Below are 23,829 nucleotides of genomic sequence, written 5' to 3'. Positions count from 1 at the left end.
CAATTCGTAAACCCATGGAGATGCACATGCTCTCGGAACCGAACCGTCCGCTGTACGAGGTGAAGGCCGGTCTCTTCAAGGGCCTCGCTCATCCGATCCGCATCCGCATCCTCGAGGTGCTCTCGGCCGCGCCCGAGGCATCCGTCTCCGAACTCATCGCGGCGACCTCGCTCGAGGCCTCGCACCTGTCGCAGCACCTCGCAGTGCTCCGTCGCAATCGGCTCGTCGTGGCCGAGCGGCGCGGCAGCCTCGTCTATTACCGGCTGGCGTACCCGCAGGTCGCCGACCTGCTGCGCGTCGCCCGTGCGCTGCTCGGTGAGATCCTCGAGACCACCCAGAGCCAGCTCCTCGAGCACGGAGGCCTGCCCGAGATCCCGCCGGTGAGCGTGTCGCCATGAGCTCGCCGCCGTCCGGCCCGCGCGCAGCCGCGGCCGGCACCGCAGCTGCGGGCCGATGGCGACGAGCCGCGCGTCACCTGCGCAGCCTCGCGCCCGCGGCATCCGACTACCGCGACCTCCGCCGCACCTGGCGCGGCGACCTGGCCGCCGGCGTGACCGTGGGCATCGTCGCGCTGCCGCTCGCGCTCGCGTTCGGCGTGAGTTCCGGCGCGGGCGCCGAGAGCGGGCTCGTGACGGCGATCGTCGCCGGGTTCGTCGCCGCGGTCTTCGGCGGCTCGAACGTGCAGGTGTCCGGACCGACCGGCGCGATGGTCGTCGTGCTCGGCCCCATCATCGCCGCGCACGGCGCGGGCGTGCTCGCGGTGGTCTGCCTGTTCGCGGGACTCATCGTGCTGGCCGCCGGCGCCCTGCGGCTCGGCCGGGCCGTGACCTACATCCCATGGCCGGTGATCGAGGGGTTCACGCTCGGCATCGCGGTGATCATCTTCCTGCAGCAGGTGCCCGCGGCACTCGGGGTCTCCCCCGGTCCCAGTCCCAACGCCGCGGTCGCCGCCGCCGAAGCGATCCCCACTGCCGCGTGGCCGGAGCTCGGATGGAGCCTCGGCATCGTCGCCGTGGTGGCCGCGATCATGCTCGTGGCACCGCGCATCCATCATCGCTTCCCCGGCTCGATCGTCGCGATCGTCGTGGTCAGTCTGATCGCCGCGGGCTTCGGCCTTCCCGTCGACACCATCGGCGAGCTTCCGGCGGGCCTTCCCATGCCCGCACTGCCGGACGCCGACTGGACGATGCTCGCCACCCTCGCCGGCCCGGCCTTCGCGGTCGCAGCCCTCGCCGCGATCGAGTCGCTGCTGTCGGCACGGGTCGCCGCCTCGATCTCCGACACCGGCCCGTACGACGCCGACCGCGAACTCGTCGGCCAGGGCCTCGCGTCGGTCGCCGCGGGCTTCTTCGGCGGCATGCCCGCGACCGGCGCGATCGCGCGCACCGCGGTGAACGTGCGCTCGGGCGGACGCACCCGGCTCGCGGCGATCACCCACGCGGCGCTGCTGCTGCTCGTCGTCTCGTTCGGTGCGGCGGTCGTCGCCGAGATCCCATTGGCGGCACTCGCGGGTGTGCTGATGGTCACGGCGTTCCGCATGATCTCGATCGCGACGGTGCGCACCGTCGTCGGGTCGACGCGAGCCGACGCCATCGTCTTCGGCGTCACGGCGATCATCACGGTCAGCTTCGACCTCGTCTACGCCGTGCTCATCGGCATCGCCGCTGCCGCGTTCTTCGCCCTCCGGGCGCTCGCACGCTCGAGCGGCGTCCACCGCGAGGAGCTGCCCGGTCCGGCCGAGCCGGGCGACGAGCGCATCGCCCTGTTCCGCCTCGAGGGGGCACTCTTCTTCGGCGCCGCCGAGCGCATGCTCGAGCGCGTCGGCGACATCCAGGGCATCGAGGTCGTCATCATCCGGATGTCGCAGCTGCAGCTGCTCGATGCCACCGGCGCCCAGGTCATCACCGAGCTCATCACGGCACTCGAACGACGGGGCGTCACCGTGCTTGTGAAGGGCATCCAGACGCGGCACCTGCGTCTCGCCGAGCGGGTCGGCGTGATCGCCTCGCTCCGTCACCGGAACCACCTCTTCGACGAACTCGGCCCAGCCGTCGAGCATGCACGGAGTCACGTGCGGCGCGCGGAGACCTCGCACGCGTGATCGGCTGCGTTGTCGATTTCCGGTCGACGAGCGCGTCGGTATGGTGACGGCACGAAACGGTGCCGGAGGAGAGAGGATGACGACATGTCCAAGTACCTGATCCTGATCTACCAGGCCGATGACGCCGCCCAGGCCGCAGGCGAGGCGGTCAACCCGGCCTACCGGGAGTTCATGGAGCGCCGCTCGAGCTCGCTGCTCGGCGGGGCGGCGCTCGAATCGCCCGCCACCGGAACCTCGGTCCGACACGACCACGATGGCAACGTGGTCGTGACCGACGGCCTGTTCACGGAGTCGAAGGAGGTCATCGGCGGGTACTTCCTCATCGAGGCCGCCGATCTCGATGAAGCGCTCGCGATCGCGGCGGAGGTGCCGGCCGGCGCGGGCGTCGAGGTGCGACCGGTGCGGCTGGTGAGCTGATGACGCCGGCCGCCGGTCCGGCCCCGGCTCCCGCCGATGTCGCCGCCGCGGTCGCGGAGGCGCATCGTCGGGAGTGGGCGTTCGTGCTGGCGGCCACCATCCGGGTGGCGGGCGACATCGACACGGCCGAAGAGGCCGTGCAGGATGCATACGCAAGCGCGCTCGCCACCTGGGGCAGCCGCGCCATCCCCACGAATACGGGTGCCTGGCTCACGACGACGGCGCGACGGCGGGCGCTCGACGTGCGCCGGCGCACTGCCACCGCTCTCAGATCGCTGCCGAAACTCGTCGATCCCGAGCCGCCGCCGGTCGACGAGCTCGCCGACACGGGCGAGTCGATTCCCGACGACCGGCTCGCGCTGGTCTTCACCTGCTGCCATCCTGCCCTCTCGGTCGAGGCGCGCGTCGCGCTCACACTCCGCCTCCTGTGCGGACTGTCGACGGCGGATGTCGCGCGCGCGTTCCTGGTGCCGGAGCCGACGATGGCCGCCCGCATCACCCGCGCGAAGCAGAAGATCACGACCGCGGGCATCCCCTACCGGGTGCCGGCCCCCGATGAACTGGGCCCGCGCCTCGACAGCGTGCTCTCCGTGGTGCACCTGGTCTACGCGACCGGCCATACCGCGCCGTTCGGCGTCGACCTCATGCGCCGCGACCTCGCCGAACGGGGGCGGGAACTCGCACGCCTCCTGCGGGTGCTGCTCCCGGGCGATCCGGATGTCGCGGGTCTGCTCGCCCTCGTGGTGCTCACCGACGCTCGACTCGAGGCCCGGCTCGGCGACGACGGTGAGCTCCTGCTCATGGAGGACCAGGATCGTTCGCGCTGGAACCGGGGGGCGATCGCCGAGGGCGCGGCCCTGGTGCGCGAGGCGTTGCGGGCCCGCCCGCCGGGTCGGTACGCCCTGATGGCCGCGATCGCGGCGGTGCACGACGAGAGCCCGTCATGGTCCGAGACGGACTGGGTCGAGATCCTCGGCCTCTACGACCTGCTGGTGGACGTGTGGGTGTCGCCGGTCGTGCGCCTCAACCGGGCGATCGCCCTGGGCTTCGCCGAGGGTCCCGCCGAAGCACTGGCCGAGCTCGACGAGCTCGCCGCCGATCCCAGACTCGCTCGGTACCCCTACCTCGCCGCGGCGCGTGCCGACGCGCTGCAACGCCTTGGTCGCGTCACCGAGGCGCGACTCGCCTACGAGGAGGCGCAGATCCTCACGGACAACGCGGCGGAGCAGGCCTTCTTGCAACGACGGCTCGACGCCATCGACGAGCGGCACTGACTTCTCCGTCTCGTGGCGGATCCCGTGGTTCCGTCGCCTCGATAACGTGGACGGATGACCGAGAACACCGCTCCGCCCGTCGTCGACGGCATCGAGTGGGTCCGCCCGCGACCGGGTCGCCGCGGCATCCGCAACGACGTGATCCTCGCACTCGTGCTCGCCGTCGGCACGGCAGCGACGGTGGTGCTCTACCGCATCGCCGGGTGGGGCGAGGGCGATGCGGGGGGCGACGCCGCCCCCTGGTGGGGCTCGGTCATCTGGGTCGCCGCCATGACCCTCCCGCTCGCGGCTCGCCGGCTGCAGCCCGAGATCGTCGCGCTCGTGGCATCCGCGACCTTCATCGTCGGCGGCGTCGTGCCGGTCGGCGACGCGCTCTTCAGCAACATCTGCCTGTTCGTCGCGATCTACACGGTCGGCGCGTGGAGTCGGAGCCGCCGCCGTGCCACGATCGTGCGCGGCGTGATCGTCGCCGGCATGTTCGGATGGCTCTTCTGGGGCCTCGTCTACTACTCCGCCATGCAGGACTACCTGCCCGACTTCTCCCGCGAGGGAACGGTGTCGCCCTACCTCGCGTACGGCCTCATCAACGTGCTCACGAACCTGCTCTACTTCGGCGGCGCGTGGTACTTCGGCGACACCGGGTACCGCTCGGCACGCTCTCGCGCCGAGCTCGAGCAGCGCACCGCCGAACTCGCATCCGAGCGCGAGCGAACGCGCACCCAGGCGGTCGCGATCGAGCGGCTGCGGATCGCCCGCGAACTGCACGACGTCGTCGCGCACCACGTCTCGGTGATCGGGGTGCAGGCAGGCGCCGCCCGACGCGTCCTCGCGAAGGATCCTGCCGCGGCGGCGACCGCGCTCTCCGCGATCGAGTCGAGCGCCCGCGACGCCGTCGACGAGCTCCACGGGTTGCTCGGCACCCTCCGGGGTGATGCCGAGACCGGGCCGGTCGCGGTGCTCGACCACGCCCTGGGCTTGGCGGGCGAAGACGGCGAGCGGGCGACCACGAGCACCTCGACGCGGGGCATCGCGCGTCTCGACGAACTCGTGGCGGAGTGCGACGCGAGCGGCCTGCCGACGACGCTCGCGATCGTCGGCGAACCGGTTCCCGTCTCCGCCGTCGTCGACCTCAGCGCCTACCGCATCGTGCAGGAGGCCCTCACGAACGTGCGGAAGCATGCCGGCGCCGCCGCGACAGCGGAGGTGCGCGTGCGCTGGGCGGGTGAGTCGGTCGAGGTCGAGGTGACCAACTCCGGCGCCGTGCTTCGAGCGACGAGCGAGACGGCGACGGATGCCTCGAGCCGACGTCTCGGCCAGGTCGGCATGCGCGAGCGGGTCGCTGCGGCCGGCGGCCGCCTCGAACTCGGACCGCGCTCGCGCGGCGGCTACCTCGTGCGCGCCGACTTCCCGCTGCGCCGGGCCGAGGAGGTGCCCGCGTGAGCATTCGCGTGCTCGTCGTCGACGACCAGTCGCTCGTGCGCGGCGGGTTCCGCACGATCCTCGACTCCGAAGAGGGCATCGAGGTGGTCGGCGAAGCGGCGAACGGCGAGGAGGCGATCGCCGCGGTCGCCGCGCTCTCGCCCGACGTCGTCTGCATGGACGTGCAGATGCCGGGCATGGACGGACTCGAGGCCACTCGGCGCATCACCGCCGACGAGGCATCCGCTGCCGCCGTGCTCGTGCTCACGACCTTCAACCGCGAGGACTACCTCTTCGCCGCACTCGAAGCGGGGGCGAGCGGGTTCCTCCTCAAGAACTCGAGCCCCGAGCAGCTCATCGAGGCGGTGCAGGTCGTCGCGAGGGGCGACGCGCTGCTGTCGCCGGATGTCACGCGGCGCGTGATCGAGGCCGTGGCCGACCGGGCGGGACACGCGCTCGGTGCCGCCGAGCAGGCTGCCACTCGAGAGCCGCAGCCTTCGCCAGAGCTCGACACGCTGACCGACCGGGAGCGCGAGGTGCTCGAACACCTCGCGGCCGGCCTGTCGAACGCCGAGATCGCCGAACGGCTCTGGGTCGGCGAGGCGACCGTGAAGACGCACGTTTCGAAGGTGCTCATGAAGCTCGCGTTGCGCGACCGCGTGCACGCCGTCGTCTACGCATACGAGCACGGAGTGGTACGCGCCCGGCGCTGAGTTCCGTCAGGCGACCCGGCCCGGCCCGATGCCCGTCAGGCGACGGCGTACGGCGAGCGCTGCGCTCCGCTCGCGCCCGGATCCCCGGCGTCGTTCCCGAGTTGGACGATGGCGTTCGCGACATCGACGTGCACGATGCTCGGCTCGAAGGCGCGCGCCTGCTCGTCGTCCATCTGCGCGTAGGAGATCAGGATGACGAGGTCGCCCTCGTGCACGAGGTGCGCGGCCGCGCCGTTGATGCCGAACACGCCGGAGCCGCGCTCGCCCTCGATGACGTAGGTCTCGAGTCGGGCGCCGTTCGTCACGTCGACGATCGAGACCTGCTCGCCGGGCAGCAGGTCGGCGGCGTCCATGAGGTCGCGGTCGACCGTGACGGAGCCGACGTAGTGCAGGTCGGCGTGCGTGACGGTGACGCGGTGGATCTTCGACTTCAGCATGGTCCGGAACACGGCATCCAGCCTACGGATGCCGCGGCGACGAAGGCGCCTCGTGACGGGCCCGTCAGCCGAGTTCGCGCAACTGCGCGGTGCGCTCGCTCGGGGTGTCGCCCGTGTTCACGGTCCCTCGCGGTTCGATGAGCATCGCCGAGACCTCGCCGTCAGCGCGCGGGCAGTGCTCGACGCCGCGCGGCACGACGTAGACGTCACCGGCACCGAGCTCCACGTCGCCGTCTCGTAGCTGGATCACGAGCCGTCCCGAGACGACCATGAAGAACTCGTCGGTGTCGGGATGCGTGTGCCAGGTGAACTCGCCCTGCGCCTTGAAGACCTTCACGTCGTAATCGTTCACGCTTGCGAGCCGATGGGGCTGCCAGTGCTCGGAGAAGGAGTCGAGGGCGGTCTGCAGGTTGCGCACTTCGCGCACGTCGTCGGTCATCGCGTCATTCTCCTCGCTCGCTCCGCTGATCCGCCATTTGCGCCCAACCCTTGACGCGAGCACGCCGTCGACGTAATGTAAGCAAATCATTAATTAAGGAGTTGCTTACATGCAACAGGGGCCCGACGAGCTCAGCCTCGTGTTCCAGGCGCTCGCCGATCCGACGCGACGCGAGATCCTCTCTCGCCTCCGCGGCGGTCCGACGACCGTCGGCGAACTGGCCGAGCCCTTCGCGATGAGCCGGCCCGCGATCTCGCAGCACCTCAAGGTGCTCGAGCGCGCCGGGCTCATCGAGCGAACCGCGTCGGCCCAGTGGCGCACCTGCTCGCTTCGCACCGAACCGCTCGACGAGGCATCCGCCTGGGTCGAGCGCCACCGCGGCGAGTGGAACGCACGCTTCGACCAGCTCGACGAGCGACTCCGCGAGATGAAGGGATCGACGGATGCCTGAGCAGACCGCCTCCGCAACGAAGCAGTTCACCATCACCCGCGTCTTCGACGCACCCCGCGACACCATCTGGCGCGCCTGGACCGACCCCGACGAGGCATCCGCCTGGTGGCACCCCGCGGGCGTCGTGACCCCCCGCGACTCGGTGGAGCTCGATGTGCGCCCGGGTGGGCGATACCGCTACACGATGATCGCCCCCGACGGCTCGGAGTATCCGACGGCGGGTGTCTACCGCGAGGTCGTCGAACCCGAGCGGCTGGTCTTCACGTGGGGGATGCCGGGCGACGACGACGGCCCGGTCATCACCGTGACGCTGGCGGACCTCGGCGAGCGCACCGAGATGACGTTCCACCTCGTCGGCATCGCCGGCGTTCCGGGAGACGACAACGTCTACGACGGCTGGGCGAGCGCCTTCGACGTGCTCGACGAACGACTCGAGGCGCGGCCGAACGACGGAGGGCAGCGCTGATGGGCCGGCTCACGGTCGAGCAGATCGTCAGCGTCGACGGGTACGCGGCCGACCTCGACGGCGGACTCGACTTCATCGGCACGGCGCGCGGCGGCAACCCGAACGACCACGACCAGCTCGCGTTCCTCGCCGACGTCGACGCGATCCTGCTCGGCGCCAACACCTATCGGATGTTCGCCGACTACTGGCCGGTGGCCGACCCCGAGGTCCAGGTCGTCGCCGAGCCGATCAACCGACTGCCGAAGTTCGTGATGTCGAACACGCTCGAGACGGCCCCGTGGGGCGACGGATCGATCGAGATCCTCCGCGGCCCGGCCACCGAGGCCGTCGCCGAACTCAAGACGCGGCACGAGCACATCGTCGTCTGGGGCAGCCTCACCCTGGCCGACGCGCTCTTCCGGGCGGGCCTCGTCGATGTGCTGCGCCTGCGCGTCGTGCCGGTGCTGATCGGCGCCGGGCGTCCGTTCACCCCCGCCGACCTCGGCGACCGCCCGCTCGAGCTCGACGACGTGGCCAGGCACCCGAGCGGGCACCTCGGCCTGACCTACCGCCTGAGCTGACCGCGCCGGACTACCTGCGGTCCACGGATGCCTCGTCGGCGGTGTGCGACGGGGCATCCGCCGCGGCGCCGGCGACATCCGCCTCCTCCGACGCAGCCTCCCCCAAGTACTCCGCCGACAGCAGCCGGTAGGAGCGCGTGCCGAACGCGAAGAGCGCCAGCACGACCATCGCGAGCCCGCTGAACAGGAACACGAGGGCGATGCCCCGTGCGTCGCCCTCGCCGAGCAGCCATCCCCAGGTGGCCTGTCCGTCGTCGGACTCCATGTACGGGATGATCCAGAACTCGGCGATCGGCGCGATGAGGAACGCGGTGATGGGCGCGGCCGCCGCCTCGAACGCCTGCGCGAACCCGAACACCCGGCCCTGCCGCCGGAAGGGCACGACCTTCTGGATGACCGTCTGCTCCGCGGCCTCCACCGCGGGAATGAGGGTCATGTAGACCCAGATGCCGAGCCCGTAGAGCACCCACCACTCGCGGACCGTGAAGAGCGCCCCGAGCAGGCCCATGCCGATGACGACGAGCAGCATCGTGCGGATCGGGTTGCGTCCGAGCCCCCACTTCGCGATGGCGATGCCGCCGATGATGAATCCCGACGACGAGACGCCGAGCACGAGGCCCCACATCTCGACGGGGAAGAGCGTCAGGCCGTACGGATCCATGAGCGCCATGTACACGCCGCCGATGAGGTTGTTGAAGGTCGAGAACACGATGAGGGCGAAGAGGCCCGGCGCCCCGCGGATCGCCGCGATGCTGCCGCGCAGGTCGATCGCCGACGGGTGCTCGCCGTCGACGACCGGGTGCGCCTCGGGGATGCGCACGAAGAACAGGTGCACGAGTGCCACCAGCGTCGCCGCGATGGAGATCGCAAGGGTCCACCCCATGCCGAGCATGCCGATGGCGAGTCCGCTGAAGACGCTCGTAACGAGGAAGGCGAGCCCCTGCACCGTGCCGACCATGCCGTTCGCGTTCGCATGCCGCTCTTCGGGCACGAGCAGGGTCACGGTCGTCGACAACGCGATATTGCGCATGTTCTCGACGACCGCGCCGAAGAGGATGATGCCGGAGAAGAGCCAGAACCAGGGACCGCCGAGATCGAGGAGCGCGGCCTCGGGCTGCGTGAGGTAGAGCACGCCGGCCACCGTGAACGAGCCGAGGGTCACGAGACTCGAGAACAGCATGACCCGGTGCTTGCGGTGCCGGTCGACGATCGTGCCGAAGAAGATCGAGAACACCGCGACGAGGAGCATGTAGGCGCCGCCGATGACGCCCGTCGCGAGCACCGACCGCGTCTCGAGGTACACCCAGAAGGTGAGCGCGAACCACAGGAAGCTCGTCGTGACGTTCGCGATCATCGTGTTCACGAGCACCTGCACGAAGGTGCGCATGCCGCCTGGCGGCGGCACGACGACAGGCGGCGAACCCTGCGCAGGCGATCCCCGCGGCGTGGGCCGTTGCCGGCGCCTCGCCCGCTTCGGATCCGCCGGGCTCGTCGGTCACCCTGCGAGGATAACCAGCACCCGCGACATCCGGAACCCCTCCCCCTCACGACGGAGGCAGGCTCGCTTCGGGCTCGCCCCGCGGCGCCGCCGCGGCCCCTCTTCTCCAACACGGCCCGGTGCAAGACCCCCCGCACGACGGATGCCGCGAACCCGCGGCATCCGTACGGTGGAGCCATGCTCGAACTCCACGACGTCACCAAGCGCTACGGCGAGCGCCTCGCCCTCGACCACGTGAGCTTCACGGTCGGCGACGGCCGGCTCACCGGCTTCGTCGGCGGCAACGGCGCCGGCAAGACCACGACGATGCGCATCATCCTCGGCGTGCTCGCCTCCGACGAAGGCACCGTGACGCTCGGCGGCGAAGTGCTCACGACCGCCGACCGGCGCCGCTTCGGCTACATGCCCGAGGAGCGCGGTCTCTATCCCAAGATGCGCGTGCTCGAGCAGACCGTCTATCTCGCCCGCCTGCACGGCTGGAGCGCCGCCGCCGCGCACCGCAACGCCCTCGAACTGCTCGAGCGGCTCGGACTCGGCGAGCGCACGAACGACACGATCGAATCGCTGTCGCTCGGCAACCAGCAGCGGGCGCAGATCGCGGCGGCGCTCGTGCACCGCCCCGAGGTGCTCGTTCTCGACGAGCCGTTCTCGGGCCTCGACCCGATGGCCGTCGAGACGGTGCAGGGCGTGCTGTCGGATGCCGCGGCATCCGGTGCACCCGTGCTCTTCTCCTCGCACCAACTCGACATCGTCGAACGGCTCTGCGACGACCTCGTCATCATCGCGGGCGGCCGCATCGCCGCGGCCGGCAGCCGCGACTCGCTCCGCGCCGACCACGGCTCCGATCGCTGGGAGCTGCTCACCTCGGGGGATCTCGGCTGGCTGCGCCAGCAGCCCGGCATCCGCGTCGCCGACTTCGACGGCGGCTGGGCCGTCTTCGAGGCCGAGTCGGATGCCGCACGGCAGGCCGCACTCGCCGCAGCCGTCGCCCGCGGCGACGTCATCAGCTTCTCCCGCGAGCACACGACGCTCGCCCAGATCTTCACGGAGGTCGTGCAGTGACTCTCGACACCAACGCATCGCGCACCAACGGCCGAGCCGACGATCGAAGCACCCCCGGCTTCGTCGAGACCGTCAGGCTCATCTCGGGGCGCGAGATCACGATGCGCATGCGCAGTAAGGCGTTCCTGATCTCGACGGGCGTGCTCATGCTCGCCGTGCTCGCCTCGGTGGTGCTCGGCAGCATCTTCGGTTCGCAGTCGGAGCTGCCGAAGGTGGCCGTGGTCGCCGGCGCGACCGACGTCGTCGAGGGCAACCCCGCCCTCGAGGCGGTGCCGGCCGCCGATCAGGATGTCGCCGAGCAGATGCTGCGCGACGGCGACGGCGACGTCGAGGCGATCGTTGCGCCCGCGGCATCCGAACCGCTCGGCATCGTGGTGCTGGGACTCGAGTCGACGCCGAACGACGTGGTCTCGGCCCTCTCGGTGAGCCCCACGGTCGAGCTGCTCGAACCCGCCGCGGTCGACCCGATGCTCGCCTACTTCGTGGCGTTCGGCTTCGGCATCGTGTTCTTCATGTCGGCGCTGACCTTCGGCACGACGATCGCCCAGTCGGTCGTCGAGGAGAAGCAGACCCGCGTCGTCGAGATCCTGCTCTCGACGGTGTCGGCGCGGGCGCTCCTCACGGGCAAGGTGATCGGCAACAGCGTGCTCGCGTTCGGGCAGATCCTCGCCATCGCGGTGCTCGCGCTCCTCGGGCTCATGCTCACGGGCCAACGCGTGCTGCTCGGCGGGCTCGGCCCGTCGGTCGTCTGGTTCATCGTGTTCTTCGCGATCGGCTTCGTGATGCTCGCGGCGCTCTTCGCCGCCACCGCCGCGCTCGTCTCCCGGGCCGAGGACATCGGCACGGTCACGACGCCCGTCACGATGCTCGTGATGATCCCGTACTTCCTCGTCATCTTCTTCAACGACAACCCGACGGTGCTCGCGATCATGAGCTACGTGCCGTTCTCGGCACCGGTGGGCATGCCGATGCGCGTCTTCCTCGGCACCGCCGAGTGGTGGGAACCGTTCGTGTCGCTCGCGCTCCTGCTCGCCACGGCGGCGCTCGCGGTCGTGATCGGCGAGCGCATCTACCGCAGCTCGCTGCTGAAGACGGGCGCACGCGTGCCGTGGGGCGAGGCGCTGAAGGGCTGATCGGTCGCACTGCGTCGGGTCGTGCGCCTGTGGCGTGACGACCCCGACGCCGTCTTCTGTGCGGACAACTCGCGCGTTTCGCCGTTCGGAGTTCACTCGTGCGCTCGTCGACCCCAGGCTGGCCGATCGATTCCACGGCGGTGGGCGACCATCCGGGTGAACAGGCGGCGAATACTCTCGATAGCCGGAATGCACTGTCGCCGGCTCTCGTCGCTGCGCCAGACTGGCGGGCGTGTCGGGCGATCGCCCGGTGCGCACGCCGAGCTCTGGAGATCATCCATGCCCATGACGAAACGCACCATCTTCACCGTCGCCGCCGCGGCGGCGAGCGCAGCGCTCATCTCCGCCCCGCTCGCCGCGAATGCGGCACCATCCGCCTCCGTCGCCTCCGCGGCATCACTCGTCGAAGCCCGCGCCTCGAAGACCCTGGTCATCGGCCTCGACGGTGCCGCCTTCGATTTCCTCGCCCCGGCCGACATGCCGAACCTCGATGCGCTCCGCGCCGAGGGAATGACCGCAGCGAGCAACCTCTATGCCGCGCCGATGTCGGGCACCGTCTCGGGCCCCGGCTGGTCGACGATCGCCACCGGCGTGTGGCCCGACAAGCACCGCGTCACCGACAACAGCTTCAGCAACCCCGACTACGCCACCTACCCCGACTACCTCACCCGCATCGAGGCGGCCGACCCGGCGCGCGACACCTACGTCGTCGGCACGTGGGGCCCGATCTCGCAGACGATCTTCGGTCCCGCAGTCGACGTGCGCGAGGCCGGCGGCAACGACGAGGGCACCACGGCTCGAGCCGTGGCGACCCTCTCGACCGGCGACCCCGACGACGTCTTCGTGCACCTCGACGAGGTCGACGGGGCGGGCCACTCGGTCGGCACGAGCGGCGCCGCCTACGGGCAGGCCCTCGCTCGCGTCGACCAGCAGATCGGGCAAATCCTCGACGCCATCGAGGCCCGTGCCACCCGCGCCGACGAGGACTGGCTCATCGTCGTCACCGCCGATCACGGCCACACCCCGACCGGCGGCCACGGCGGCAGCACGCCGGCCGAACGGAAGACCTTCGTGATCGCCGCCGGCGCCGGCATCCCGGCCGGCTCCGTGCGGTACGACGTGAAGCTCGTCGACATCGCACCGACGGTCATCGCAGCGGCGGGCGTCGCGACCGACCCGGCGTGGAACCTCGACGGCACGGCGCTCGGCCAACTGCAGCCCGACGAGTTCGACTCGGTGCGCGGTGCGCTGCAGACCCAGGTCGACGAGACCCGCCCGGGTGCCACCACCCTCGGCTGGACGCACACCACGCCTGCAGGCTGGAGCATCGACAACTCGGCGATGCCCACCGGCGGCATCACCGAACTGCGCGGCTGGACGTTCGCGACCGACGAGTTCTGGACGAACGTCGAGCTCGGCCAGCTGCGGGAGACGAGCGTCCGCAACCGTGACGTGTTCGCGGTCGCCGACTCCGACGAGTGGGACGACAAGACGCACGCAGCGGGGCAGTTCGATTCCACCCTCGTGAGCCCCGCCTACTCGCTGAACGGTGCCGCGACGGCGACGCTCGCCTTCGCCACGAACTACCAGATCGACGGCCCGCAGACCGGTGAGGTGTTCGTGAGCTTCGACGGCGGCGCCCCCGTGCTCGTGAAGTCGTACACCGCGGCCACCAACGCCAACGAGCGTCTCTCGGTCAGCGTGCCCGCGGGCGCGACGACGGCGCAGTTCCGGTTCCGGTACACGGGCACGAACAGCTACTTCTGGACCGTCGACGGCGTGCGCCTCGAGCAGGCGGCGGCGCCGTCGCTCGAGGTCTCGGCCGAGGCGGAGACCCGACTCGTCAAGGGCAAGGTGGTCGTGGCGGTCAAGGCGACGAACCACTCGCCGGTGCCCGTCGCGCTGAGCCTGACATCGGCGTACGGCACGAAGACCTTCGCGGAGGTGCAGCCCGGCGCGAACGCCGTGCACACGTTCACGACGCGCAAGGCCAGCGTGCCGGCGGGCACGGTCACCGTGCAGGCGACCGGGGTCGTCGACGGCAGCCCCGTCACGGTGTCGATCGATGCCGGGTACGCCGCGGCATCCGCTCACTGATGCGCCATCGGTGCCCCGTCGCCCGACGGGGCACCGATGCCCTGCACAGCCGGGAAATGGGAGGATGGTTCGGTGACTGAACAGCTCCACGACATCTCCGTCCGCGGTTTCGCCTCCGACAACTACTCGGGCGTGCACCCCGAGGTGCTCGCGGCGATCGCCGCCGCCAACAACGGCCACCAGGTCGCCTACGGCGAAGACGTGTACACCGAGCGCCTGCAGCAGGTCTTCGCGGGGCACTTCGGCGAAGGCATCGAGGCGTTCCCCGTCTTCAACGGCACGGGTGCGAACGTCACCGGCCTCCAGTCGATGCTCCCCCGCTGGGGCGCCGTCATCTCCGCGAGCACCGCGCACATCAACTCCGACGAGGGCGGCGCACCCGAGCGCGTCGGCGGCATCAAGCTGCTCACGGTACCCGCGCCCGACGGCAAGCTCACGATCGAGCTCATCGACCGCGAGGCATGGGGCTGGGGCGACGAGCACCGCGCGCAGCCGCTCGTCGTGTCGATCACGCAGACCACCGAGCTCGGCACGGCATACACCGCCGCCGAGGTGCGCGCGATCGCCGACCACGTGCACGAGCGCGGCATGACGCTCCACATGGACGGCGCGCGCCTCTCGAACGCCGCGGCGTCGCTCGACCTCCCCCTCCGCGCCTTCACGCGCGACGCCGGCGTCGACGTGCTGAGCGTCGGCGGCACCAAGAACGGCGCGCTCGGCGCCGAGGCGATCGTGGTGCTGAACCCCGAGGCATCCGTCGGTCTCAAGTACCTGCGCAAGCTCAACATGCAGCTCGCGTCGAAGATGCGCTTCACCTCGGCGCAGCTCATCGCGCTCTACGAGGGCGACCTCTGGATCGAGAGCGCACGCCACGCGAACGGGATGGCCCGCCGCCTCCGCGACGCACTCGACGCCGGCATCGCCGCCGGCGAGATGCCGGGTCTCGGCTTCTCGCAGGAGACGCAGTCGAACGGCGTCTTCGCGACCCTGCCGGCGGGCGTCGCCGACCGGCTCCGCGAGCGGTTCCGCTTCTACGACTGGGATGCCTCGCGCGGCGAGGTGCGCTGGATGTGCTCCTTCGACACGAGCGAGGCCGACATCGACGCGTTCGTCGCGGGCATCCGCGAGGAGCTCGCCGCGGCCTAGCGCCCGGGCCGCCGTGCTCGTGCCCGAGACGTGCTCGTGCCCTACTCGGGCGCGAGCACCTCGGTGTCGCGGTTGAGCGAACGCTTCTGGAAGTAGTCGCGCGACCCCGGGAAGAGCGCCCAGACGAACATGAGCACGACGCCGAGCAGCAACGAGCCGATGCCGACGATGAAGGCGCCGCCGACCCCCGCGAGCTGCGAGTAGCCGTAGTCGGGGTCGAGCATGTCGACCGCCGACTGCACGAAGGCCCACGCCATGAAGAGCCCGCCGAGCAGCGGGAACACGAGTCGGTAGAAGACGTTCCGGCGGCTGGCGAAGAGCGTGCGGCGGAAGTACCAGACGCACGCGAAGCTCGCGATGGCGTAGAAGAACGCGATGGCGAGACCCATCGAGAGCAGCGAGTCGGCGAGCACGTCGGTCGAGACGAGGTTCATCCCCGCGTAGTAGACGATCGCGATGACGCCGACGAGGGTCGTCGAGAAGGTCGGCGTCTTCGACGCCTCGCTCACCTTCGCGAAGCGGGCGGGCAGCGCCTGGTAGACGCCCATGGCGAAGGTGCCGCGGGCGGTCGGGAGGATCGTCGTCTGCGACGACGAGAGCGCGGAGATCGCGACGGCGATGACGAGGAACCAGCCCAGCGGACCCATCGCCATGCCGGCGAGCACCGAGAACACGTCGTCGGCGTGGGCCTCGTTCGCGAGGCCCGTGCCGGTGTCGCCGAGGCCGGCGTACATCATGGCGACGACGGTGACGCCCACGTAGGTGACGAGCAGGATGACCGTCGTGAGGGTCGCGGCGCGACCCGGCGTGCGGCGCGGGTCCTTCGTCTCCTCGGTGAGGGCGAGGCAGGTGTCCCAGCCCCAGTAGATGAACAGCGCGAGCAGGATCGCCTGCACCATTCCGGTGCCGTCGGCGAGGAAGGGGTTGAACCAGTCGATCGACACCGGGGTGGGGTCGGGGGCGCTGCCGTTGAAGAAGCCGATGAGGCAGCCGACCACGAAGGCGGCCATCGCGAGGTACTGGATCACGAGGAGCACCTGCTGCATGCGCTCGCCGATCTCGACGCCGCGCAGCGACACCCAGGTCATGGCGGCGATGATGACGCATCCGAAGCCGGTGACGATGAGGCGGTTCTCGGCGAGCGAGCCGTCGCCGATGAGCGTGAGCAGGTACACCGAGGCGATCTCGGCGAGGTTCGCCATGACGAGCACGCCCGCGACGGCGATGCTCCATCCCGCCATCCACCCGGTGCGCGGACCGAACGCCTTCGCCGCCCAGGTGAACACGGTGCCGCAGTCGGGCACGTCGTTGTTGAGCTCGCGGTAGGCGAAGGCCGTGAACAGCATCGGAACGAAGGCGAGGATGAACGCGATGGGCGCCTGCGCACCGACGGCGATGATCACGTAGCCGAGCGTCGCGGCGAGCGAGAACAGGGGCGCCGTCGAGGCGATGCCGATGACGGTCGAACCCCACAGGCCGAGCTTGCCGATCGCGAGGCCCTTCGTGGGCGCGGGATCGGTGACGGGTGCTGTGCCGACCGTTGGAGTGCTCATCAGGTACCTTCTCGCCCTCGAGGATGGGAACGCGTGCGGGCGGGGCCGACAGGCGCGAGGTCCAAGTGTACACAGACCGACCAGACGGTCGGTCTGTGTAGGGCGTTCTGATCGTGGCCGTGGTGAATGTGCGCGCGCGAGGGCGCGCTCGACCGTGCGCGCGCACGGTCGGCGACTCTAGGCCGCGCTGCCGCCCGACTGCATCGCCGCGAACGCGGAGATGAGCTCCTCGACGTGCTCGTCGGTGAGCACGTCCTCGCCGACGGGCAGGTCCATGAGCGCGTTGTGGTTCATGCCGTCACCCGCGAAGAGCACCATGCGGGCGAGGCGATCGTCGCCCGTCGCGGCGCCGAGCACGTCGAGCCATCCGCGCCGGCACTCGCGGAGCACCTCGAGAGCCGCCTCGTCTCCGGTCTGCGCGATCCGGTACCCGGCCTCGATGAGGAGCTCGAGCTCGCTGTCACGGTCGAGTGACGACACCAGGTAGTACCGCACGGCACCCTCGGGCGCGTTCCGCATCTCGTCGGCGTCGCGACGGGCCTGGGCGCGCAGTTCGACGAACAGGGCCGCCTGCAGTGCGCTCACCGAGGAGAAGTGGTGCAGTGCGCCCGACTTCGACAGGCCCGCCCGACTCGCGACGCCCTCGAGGGTCGCGCCGCGGATGCCGCGCTCGACCATGAGATGCGTGTACGCCGAGAGCACTCGGGCGGCCGGGCCCTCGAGGGTGATCATCAGGCCATCGTACGAGGGCGGATGTGCGATGCGTGTCCGGCTGTGCCCGGCGCCCGGCCCGGCCGGCCGGAACCACCCGGTCACCCCGTCGTCGTCATCGGGCGACTTTCTGGGAATGTCTCACAGGTCCATGCGTTGCAATGGACTGGGACGACGAAGCCCCAGCTCCTGTTCCCCCGTCTCGAAAGCTGGCGCACCATGACGCTCGTCACCGAACTCACCTCCCGCAAGGCCGATACGACCGCCCCGCTCATCGACCCACTGGTCGACCGCTGGAGCCCCCGCGCGTTCGACCCGAACGCCGTCGTCGACGAAGAAGCCCTCCGCACGGTTCTCGAAGCCGCCCGATGGGCTCCCTCTGCCAACAACTCGCAGCCGTGGCGATTCATCGTCGCCCGGCGGGGAACCGCCGCCTTCACCACCGCGCACGACGCGATGGCGGGCTTCAACCAGGTCTGGGCCGATTCGGCCGCCGCGCTCGTGATCAACATCGCCGAGATCGCGGACGACGAGGGCAAGCCCCGCCCGTGGGCGCGGTACGACCTCGGCCAGGCGGTCGCGCACCTGACCGTGCAGGCCCAGCACGAGGGTCTGCACACGCACCAGATGGGCGGCTTCGACGCCGCGGCACTGCACGCCGCTTTCGAGCTCGCCGACAACCTCGAGGTCGTCTCGATCACGACGATCGGCGTGCTCGGCGACGTCGATGCACTGCCCGACGTGCTTCGCGAGCGCGAGAGCGCTCCGCGACTGCGCAAGCCCCTCGCGGAGCTCGTGCTCCTCGGGGAGTGACGGCGGGCGCAGCCGCCTCGAGCGCCGAGCGCCGAGCGCCGAGCGCCGAGACCAGCAGCGACACGAGCGCCACGAGCCGAAGTCCGACTCGCGGCGCTTCCTCATGCGTCGACGGGATCGACGACCGAGATCGGCCGCGTCGGCGGCTCATGCCGCACGGGCGGCATCGCCGCGATCACGCGCTTCAGGCGCCACGCGGCAAAGACCGCGAGCACGCTGAGCGCCAGGTGCATGCCGAGGAACACGTCGCCGAGACCGGCGCCGAGCAGCACCCCCGCGACGAGCGGGCCCGCCGCCGTGAACGCGGTCTGCAGCGCCGACATCGCGCCGAGCGTGCTGCCGACCATGCCCTTGCGTGCGAGCGACGCGACGAGCGGGTTCAGCACCGGACTGTAGATCGTCTCGCCCACCGCGAAGATGCCGTAGGTCATGACGAACATCGCCGACGCGACGCCCGGTGCGAACTGCGCACTCGCGAGCACGAGCCATGCTGCGACCCAGATGCCGCCGACGACCATCAGCAGGGCGGGCGCGCTGACCTTCGCTGTGAGCCGCACGACGACGACCTGCAGCGCCACGATGACGATGCAGTTCACCGCCGCCGCGGTGCCGACCGCGACCGGGTCGACTTCGAGCACCGTGATGCCGTAGGCGGGCAGGCCCGCCTCGAACTGCGCATAGAAGCCGAGCGCGAGCGCGATCATGACGACGGCGCTCCAGCGGAGCGCGGGGTTCGCGAAGACCAGGCGGAAGGCGCCCGGCCGGCGCTCGTCGCCGAGGCCGGCGACGGCCTCGGCCGCGAACTCGGCACTCCGCATGGCCCCGCGGCCGGCGAGCGCGATGATCGCCGACGAGACGACGAAGCCCGCGGCGGCCATGAGGAAGCCGACGTCGAGCCCGTCGTGCCGGTCGAGGTCGATGATCTGCCCGGCGAGGAACGCGCCCGCTGCCATGCCGAGCGCCTCACCGGTGAACTTGTAGGCGAAGACCTTGCGCCGGTCGCCCGTCGACGACCACTCGAGCGCGAGCACCTGCTTGGCGGGCACCGCGGCGGCGAGTCCCAGGCCGAAGACGAGCATGCCCGCGAGGAAGACGACCGGACCGTCAGCGAAGACGAGCGAGGCCGCACCGGCGGCGCCGAGCAGTTGCGCGACGACGGCGACGTGCACGGGGTTGTAGCGGTCGGCGAGTCGGCCGGCGATCGGGGCGGCGACGAGCGCGCCGACCGAGAACAGCGACGATGCCGCGGCCGCGACGAGAGCGCCCCACCCTCGCGTGTCGGCCGCGTACGCGTACTGGTACGGGAGCACCGCGCCCCAACCGAGCATGCCGATGCTCGAGGCGAGGATGAGCAGCTTCGCGCGCATGGGCACGCCACCTTTCGGGAGTCGGGGTCTCGAGTGAGACGGATGCCTCTGAGACGGATGCCTCGCCTGCAGGTCGTCGGAGGGAAGCGATGATTCGAACACGAACTATTCGATATCGAAATATTAGCAACCGAACTTCGCATGCGACAATTCCCGTATGGCCAAACGCACCCCGTCAGCCCAGGAACTGCATCGCCGCGCCGTCGCGACCTACGTCGCTGCCGGTGGCGAGGAGTCGGTGCAGCGGGTCATCACGGCCGTGCAGGGGCTCACGAAGAAGCTCGACCAGTGGTACGCCCGGCAGCTCACGGACCTCGATGTGAGCTCGGGCGAGTGGGCCGTCGTCACCTCGCTCGCGAAGGCCGGGGAGGCCCTCACGCCGAGCCAGCTCGCCGAACTCACCAACGTCGCCCCGTCGTCGATGACGCACCGTCTCGACAAGCTCGCAGAGCGCGGCCTCGTCGAACGAGCGGCCGACCCCGACAACCGCACCCGCATCCTCGTGAGCCTCACCGAAGCGGGATGGGGACTGTTCAGTCAGGCGATCCGCGACTCCGACGTCGTCGAGTCCGACGTGCTGCAAGACCTCGGCGACGACGAGCGGGCCGAGCTCGCCCGCCTGCTCGAGGTCGTCATCGCGCGCCTCGACGACATCGACGCGTGACCGCCCAACGCTGAGGCGTCAGTCGGTGGCCCGGTCTCGCAGGTGTGCGCGCAACTGCTCGACGACGAGGTCGTGATCGGCGAGTTCGGGAAGCCCCGACACCCCGACGGCGCCGATGACCCCTGCCTCGCGGATCCGGATGGGCACGACCCCGCCGTGCGCCGCGAACTCCCGGGGGTCGAGGCGGGCGTGCACGTCGAAGTCCTCGCCCTTGGCGCGGAACTCCTCGCCGACGAGCATCGATGACCGACCGAATCGCTCGACGACGCGGTGCTTGCGGTCGAGCCAGCCGTCGTTGTCGGCGGTCGCACCCGGCAGGGCTGCATGGAACACGCGCTGCGGCCCGAACCAGATCGCGATCGCGACCGGATGCCCCGCTCCGGCGGCGACCGCGCGGAGTCGCCCGCCGACCACCCACGCGTCGTCGAGGGTGAACCGGTCGAACTGCAGTTCGGATGCCTCGGCGACGAGCCGTTCGAGGAGCTCGCTCATGGGCGCAGCAGCACCTTCGTGGCGCGGCGCTCGTCCATCGCGGCGTACGCCTCGGCGGCGTCGGCGAGCGGAAGCTCGAGGTCGAAGACGAGCCCGGGCTCGATCGCACCCGACCGCACATCGGGCAGCAGTTCCTCGATGTAGCCGCGCACGGGCGCGATGCCGCCGTTGACGCCGACGTTGCGGTTGAAGAGCGGACGCACCGGCAACTCTGGCCCGCCGTTCGGCGCCCCGACGTAGCCGACCATGCCGCCGGGGCGGGTGGAACGGATCGCCTGGTCCATCGACTCCTTCGTGCCGACGCACTCGAGCACGCGATCGGCGCCGATGCCGCCGGTGAGCTCCTGCACCCGGGCGACGCCCTCGGCCCCGCGCTCCTCGACGATGTGGGTCGCCCCGAACCGGCGGGCGAGCGCCTGGCGTTCGGGATGCCGCGACATCGCGATGATCGTGGTGGCGCCGAGTCGCTTCGACGCGATGATCGCGCAGAGGCCGACCGCGCCGTCGCCCACGACGGCGACCGTGTCGCCCGTCGAGACGCCGGCCGAGACCGCGGCGTGATGGCCGGTGCCCATGACGTCGGCGAGGCTCAGCAGACCCGGCACCTCCTCGTCGCCGACCGGCCCGGGCACGACGACGAGCGTGCCGTCGGCGAGGGGCACGCGCACGCGCTCACCCTGCCCGCCGTCGGCGAAGGAGCCGGCTCGGTCGTCGGAGCCCCACCACCCGCCGTTCAAGCACGACGTCGAGACGCCGTTGCGGCAGTTCGCGCAATTGTTGTCGCACACGTAGAAGGGAGCGATCACGAAGTCGCCGACGGCGACCACCGTGACCTGCTCGCCGATCGCCTCGACGACGCCGATGAACTCGTGCCCGATGCGATGCGGCTCGTGCGTGGGCGTCACGCCGCGGTACGGCCAGAGGTCGGAGCCGCACACGCACGCGGCGACGACCTTCACGATGGCGTCGACCCCGGTGGCGAGCACCGGGTCGGGCACGGTTTCGACACGGATGTCGCGGGGCGCGTGGATGACGGTGGCGAGCATGCACCGAGCCTACGTCGCACTGCGGCGTTGATCGAGACCGATTCGAATGCACGAACGGGGCCGACCGCGGCAGCGGTCGACCCCGTCGAGTGCGTCGGACGCTGACGAGCGTCAGAGACTGACGAGCGTCAGCGTCCGATGGCGGCCAGCGCGTTCACGATGCCGTCGCCGTAGAACCCGTTCTTCGTGGGCGAGCCTTCGCACGTGTGCGTCGAGGTCGCCGTGGTGCCGTTCGGCAGGTGCCGCACGTAGGTGAACGCGGCGGGCACCGGGCACGCCGTGTCGACCGCCGACGACAGCAGCTTCGCTTCGACCGCGTCGGGCGACAGCGTCTTGCCGCCGTGCTCCTTGTCGCGCTTGCCGAACTGGCCGACGATGAGCGCTGCGACGCCCGCGGCGTGCGGCGAGGCCATCGAGGTGCCCTGCAGGTACTGGTAGTACCCGCAGGTCTCACCGGATGCGTCGCAGCTCTCGACCGCCCACGGCACGATGACGTCGCCGTTCTCGTCGATCGCGCCCTCGGCTTCGGCGAGCGCGGTCGGGTACGCCGCCAGGATTCCGGCAGCGTAGTCGCGAGTCCCCGCTGCGGTGTCGTAGACGTCGCCACCGGGAGCGGCGACATCGACGTAGCCGTTGCCGTAGTCGGAGTAGTACGCCTTGCGCTCGCTCGGGCCCGTGCTGCTCACCGTGATGACGCCGTCGCCCTCGCTCGGCATCGAGATGCACGAGGCCGGGTCGAGCAGGTCGCGCGTGTAGGCGATCTCACCGGGCACGCTCGCGAAGTCGGGGCTCGAGGAGTCGCTGATCACCTTCGTGTAGTCGGTGGCACCGTTGCCGGCCGCGGAGACGAGCGTCACGCCGTTGCCGCGCGCGTAGTCGAGTGCGCGCTGCATGGCGGTGATGACGGTCCGCTGCTCCGCCTGGTCTGCGGGCGAGTCGGCGGGGTGGGAGGTGCAGTTGAAGAGCCACGGGTCGACGTAGTAGCTCATGTTCACGACGTCGATGCCGTTGTCACCGGCATAGGTGAGCGCGTCGAGCGAGGCCTGCAGGAAGAAGTAGCCCGAGTCCTGACCGGCGCGCAGGTTCACGATGGTCGCGTCGGGCGCGACGCCCGCGATGCCGATGCCGTTGATGGGCGAGGCGATCGTCGAGGCGACGTGCGTGCCGTGACCGTTCTCGTCGACGTCGGCGGCGTCTTCGCACGACTGGTCGGGCTCGTCGGCGCAGGCGCCGTCGATCGGGTCGCCGTTGGCGTCGGCCTCGATGTCGACCGTGAAGTTGCGGCTCAGCTCCGCGTCGAAGTTGGGAGCGATGTCGGGGTGGGATCCGTCGACACCGGTGTCGAGGATGCCCACGAGCACGCCGCGGCTCTTGTCGTGGCGGTAGGAGCCGTCGACCGTGGCGTCGATCGCCTGCATGTCCCACTGGAGGTCGGCGAGCGGTTCGGCGAGCGGCCTGCCCTTCGACGGACGCGTCGCGGGCGCCCCGGCGGCAGCGGCGTTCTCGCCCGCGCCGCGCAGGTCGGCCTTCGCGGCGTCGAACTTCTCGGCAGCGCCCGCGCCCTTCTGCGCGTTCGGAACGTCGGCGATGACCCGGTTCTGCGCCGTGCCCTCGATGACCGACTGGGCAGCGGCTTCAGCGGCGAAGTCCGCCTCGGTCGTCACGACGGTCGCGACGCCGACCTCGGCGTTCTCGGCGATGATCGTTCCGCCGGCGGCTTCGACCGCCGCTCGGGTCGCCTCGGTCGAAGCGCCTTCGGCGAAGAGCACGACGTACTGCTGCTCGCCGCTCACCTCGTCGCCGGACGAGGTCGCCGCGCCGGCCGGGCCGGCGACCAGCGCCGTCAGAGCCAGCGCCAGTGCCGAGGTCGTTGCAATGGATTTGAGTTTCAACATCTTCGTCCAATCCGTGGGCGGTCAATGAGCGCGATCCTCGCACTGCCGCTCACGAGAGGCAAGGGGTGGACTCGA

Annotated in this window: 24 protein-coding genes; 15 read left to right on the top strand and 9 right to left on the bottom strand. The window is 70.6% G+C overall.

The features are described 5' to 3' along the window. Window positions 1–26: 26 nt before the first annotated feature. From ESP57_RS11740 to ESP57_RS11715, 6 genes are all read left to right on the top strand, one after another. Window positions 27–398 carry an ArsR/SmtB family transcription factor gene (locus ESP57_RS11740; protein WP_115961459.1) on the top strand — a complete coding sequence of 124 codons (372 nt, stop codon included), beginning with the start codon at window positions 27–29 and terminating at the stop codon, window positions 396–398. Beyond that, complete coding sequence (locus ESP57_RS11735) at window positions 395–2,101, top strand: SulP family inorganic anion transporter (protein ID WP_129231723.1); 1,707 nt, start codon at window positions 395–397, stop codon at window positions 2,099–2,101. Before ESP57_RS11740 ends, ESP57_RS11735 begins: the two co-directional genes overlap by 4 nt. Window positions 2,102–2,185: 84 nt before the next feature. Beyond that, the gene (locus ESP57_RS11730) at window positions 2,186–2,518 is read left to right on the top strand and encodes a YciI family protein (protein WP_056012472.1); all 333 of its coding nucleotides are present in this window, start codon (window positions 2,186–2,188) and stop codon (window positions 2,516–2,518) included. Further along, complete coding sequence (locus ESP57_RS11725; RefSeq protein WP_129231722.1) at window positions 2,518–3,792, top strand: RNA polymerase sigma factor; 1,275 nt, start codon at window positions 2,518–2,520, stop codon at window positions 3,790–3,792. Before ESP57_RS11730 ends, ESP57_RS11725 begins: the two co-directional genes overlap by 1 nt. Before the next feature lie 54 nt (window positions 3,793–3,846). Further along, window positions 3,847–5,232 (top strand): sensor histidine kinase, encoded by a 1,386-nt coding sequence (locus tag ESP57_RS11720; protein WP_129231721.1) that lies wholly within the window; start codon window positions 3,847–3,849, stop codon window positions 5,230–5,232. Next, window positions 5,229–5,924, top strand: a complete 696-nt coding sequence (locus ESP57_RS11715; protein WP_129231720.1) for a response regulator — start codon at window positions 5,229–5,231, stop codon at window positions 5,922–5,924. Before ESP57_RS11720 ends, ESP57_RS11715 begins: the two co-directional genes overlap by 4 nt. Before the next feature lie 35 nt (window positions 5,925–5,959). Here ESP57_RS11715 and panD read toward each other — a convergent pair whose 3' ends face one another. Together panD and ESP57_RS11705 are read right to left on the bottom strand one after the other, a co-directional pair. Next, complete coding sequence (panD, locus tag ESP57_RS11710) at window positions 5,960–6,373, bottom strand: aspartate 1-decarboxylase (RefSeq protein ID WP_129231719.1); 414 nt, start codon at window positions 6,371–6,373, stop codon at window positions 5,960–5,962. 52 nt (window positions 6,374–6,425) lie between these two features. Next, window positions 6,426–6,800, bottom strand: coding sequence for a cupin domain-containing protein (locus tag ESP57_RS11705; protein WP_129231718.1), 375 nt, complete (start codon window positions 6,798–6,800; stop codon window positions 6,426–6,428). 109 nt (window positions 6,801–6,909) lie between these two features. On the opposite strand from ESP57_RS11705, the gene ESP57_RS11700 reads away from it, so the two are divergent. The 3 genes from ESP57_RS11700 to ESP57_RS11690 are packed head-to-tail and all read left to right on the top strand — an operon-like array spanning window position 6,910 to window position 8,277. Further along, window positions 6,910–7,251, top strand: a complete 342-nt coding sequence (locus ESP57_RS11700; protein WP_056012492.1) for an ArsR/SmtB family transcription factor — start codon at window positions 6,910–6,912, stop codon at window positions 7,249–7,251. Continuing rightward, window positions 7,244–7,717, top strand: a complete 474-nt coding sequence (locus ESP57_RS11695; protein WP_129231717.1) for an SRPBCC family protein — start codon at window positions 7,244–7,246, stop codon at window positions 7,715–7,717. The genes ESP57_RS11700 and ESP57_RS11695 overlap by 8 nt, the downstream gene beginning before the upstream one ends. Then, window positions 7,717–8,277 carry a dihydrofolate reductase family protein gene (locus ESP57_RS11690; RefSeq protein ID WP_129231716.1) on the top strand — a complete coding sequence of 187 codons (561 nt, stop codon included), beginning with the start codon at window positions 7,717–7,719 and terminating at the stop codon, window positions 8,275–8,277. Before ESP57_RS11695 ends, ESP57_RS11690 begins: the two co-directional genes overlap by 1 nt. Window positions 8,278–8,287: 10 nt before the next feature. On the opposite strand, the gene ESP57_RS11685 is transcribed toward ESP57_RS11690, so the two are convergent. Further along, a complete protein-coding gene (locus ESP57_RS11685; RefSeq protein WP_129231715.1) occupies window positions 8,288–9,664 on the bottom strand; it encodes an MFS transporter in 1,377 nt (458 codons plus the stop codon). Between the two features lie 288 nt (window positions 9,665–9,952). Here ESP57_RS11685 and ESP57_RS11680 point away from each other — a divergent pair, with 288 nt between their 5' ends. The 4 genes from ESP57_RS11680 (at window position 9,953) to ESP57_RS11665 (ending at window position 15,213) form a co-directional block, all read left to right on the top strand. Then, window positions 9,953–10,837: an ABC transporter ATP-binding protein gene (locus tag ESP57_RS11680; RefSeq protein ID WP_129231714.1), complete on the top strand. Its 885-nt coding sequence runs from the start codon at window positions 9,953–9,955 to the stop codon at window positions 10,835–10,837. Continuing rightward, window positions 10,834–11,970 carry an ABC transporter permease gene (locus tag ESP57_RS11675; protein ID WP_243648509.1) on the top strand — a complete coding sequence of 379 codons (1,137 nt, stop codon included), beginning with the start codon at window positions 10,834–10,836 and terminating at the stop codon, window positions 11,968–11,970. The genes ESP57_RS11680 and ESP57_RS11675 overlap by 4 nt, the downstream gene beginning before the upstream one ends. A 285-nt stretch (window positions 11,971–12,255) precedes the next feature. Next, window positions 12,256–14,067 (top strand): alkaline phosphatase family protein, encoded by a 1,812-nt coding sequence (locus tag ESP57_RS11670; RefSeq protein ID WP_243648508.1) that lies wholly within the window; start codon window positions 12,256–12,258, stop codon window positions 14,065–14,067. Window positions 14,068–14,139: 72 nt separating this feature from the next. After that, the gene (locus ESP57_RS11665; RefSeq protein WP_056012513.1) at window positions 14,140–15,213 is read left to right on the top strand and encodes a threonine aldolase family protein; all 1,074 of its coding nucleotides are present in this window, start codon (window positions 14,140–14,142) and stop codon (window positions 15,211–15,213) included. 41 nt (window positions 15,214–15,254) lie between these two features. Here ESP57_RS11665 and ESP57_RS11660 read toward each other — a convergent pair whose 3' ends face one another. Together ESP57_RS11660 and ESP57_RS11655 are read right to left on the bottom strand one after the other, a co-directional pair. Further along, complete coding sequence (locus ESP57_RS11660; RefSeq protein WP_129231711.1) at window positions 15,255–16,766, bottom strand: APC family permease; 1,512 nt, start codon at window positions 16,764–16,766, stop codon at window positions 15,255–15,257. Between the two features lie 177 nt (window positions 16,767–16,943). Then, on the bottom strand, window positions 16,944–17,498 hold the full coding sequence (locus ESP57_RS11655) for a TetR/AcrR family transcriptional regulator (protein WP_129231710.1): 555 nt from the start codon (window positions 17,496–17,498) through the stop codon (window positions 16,944–16,946). A gap of 198 nt (window positions 17,499–17,696) precedes the next feature. Here ESP57_RS11655 and ESP57_RS11650 point away from each other — a divergent pair, with 198 nt between their 5' ends. Further along, complete coding sequence (locus ESP57_RS11650; RefSeq protein ID WP_056012521.1) at window positions 17,697–18,290, top strand: nitroreductase family protein; 594 nt, start codon at window positions 17,697–17,699, stop codon at window positions 18,288–18,290. 101 nt (window positions 18,291–18,391) lie between these two features. Here the strand turns inward: ESP57_RS11650 and ESP57_RS11645 are convergent, their stop codons facing one another. Further along, complete coding sequence (locus ESP57_RS11645; RefSeq protein ID WP_129231709.1) at window positions 18,392–19,657, bottom strand: MFS transporter; 1,266 nt, start codon at window positions 19,655–19,657, stop codon at window positions 18,392–18,394. A 157-nt stretch (window positions 19,658–19,814) separates the two neighbouring features. Between ESP57_RS11645 and ESP57_RS11640 the strand changes: the two genes are divergently transcribed. Further along, a complete protein-coding gene (locus ESP57_RS11640; RefSeq protein WP_056012524.1) occupies window positions 19,815–20,321 on the top strand; it encodes a MarR family winged helix-turn-helix transcriptional regulator in 507 nt (168 codons plus the stop codon). 18 nt (window positions 20,322–20,339) lie between these two features. Here the strand turns inward: ESP57_RS11640 and ESP57_RS11635 are convergent, their stop codons facing one another. From ESP57_RS11635 to ESP57_RS11625, 3 genes are all read right to left on the bottom strand, one after another. Then, on the bottom strand, window positions 20,340–20,813 hold the full coding sequence (locus ESP57_RS11635; protein ID WP_129231708.1) for a heme-degrading domain-containing protein: 474 nt from the start codon (window positions 20,811–20,813) through the stop codon (window positions 20,340–20,342). Continuing rightward, window positions 20,810–21,859, bottom strand: coding sequence for a zinc-dependent alcohol dehydrogenase family protein (locus ESP57_RS11630; protein WP_129231707.1), 1,050 nt, complete (start codon window positions 21,857–21,859; stop codon window positions 20,810–20,812). Before ESP57_RS11630 ends, ESP57_RS11635 begins: the two co-directional genes overlap by 4 nt. Window positions 21,860–21,987: 128 nt before the next feature. Next, window positions 21,988–23,754, bottom strand: a complete 1,767-nt coding sequence (locus tag ESP57_RS11625) for a S8 family serine peptidase (RefSeq protein WP_129231706.1) — start codon at window positions 23,752–23,754, stop codon at window positions 21,988–21,990. Window positions 23,755–23,829: the final 75 nt, after the last annotated feature.

Source organism: Agromyces fucosus (assembly GCF_004134865.1).
Taxonomy (GTDB): domain Bacteria; phylum Actinomycetota; class Actinomycetes; order Actinomycetales; family Microbacteriaceae; genus Agromyces; species Agromyces fucosus.
Note: the sequence above shows the minus strand (reverse complement) of the source record. Positions and strands in the feature narration are given on the sequence as shown.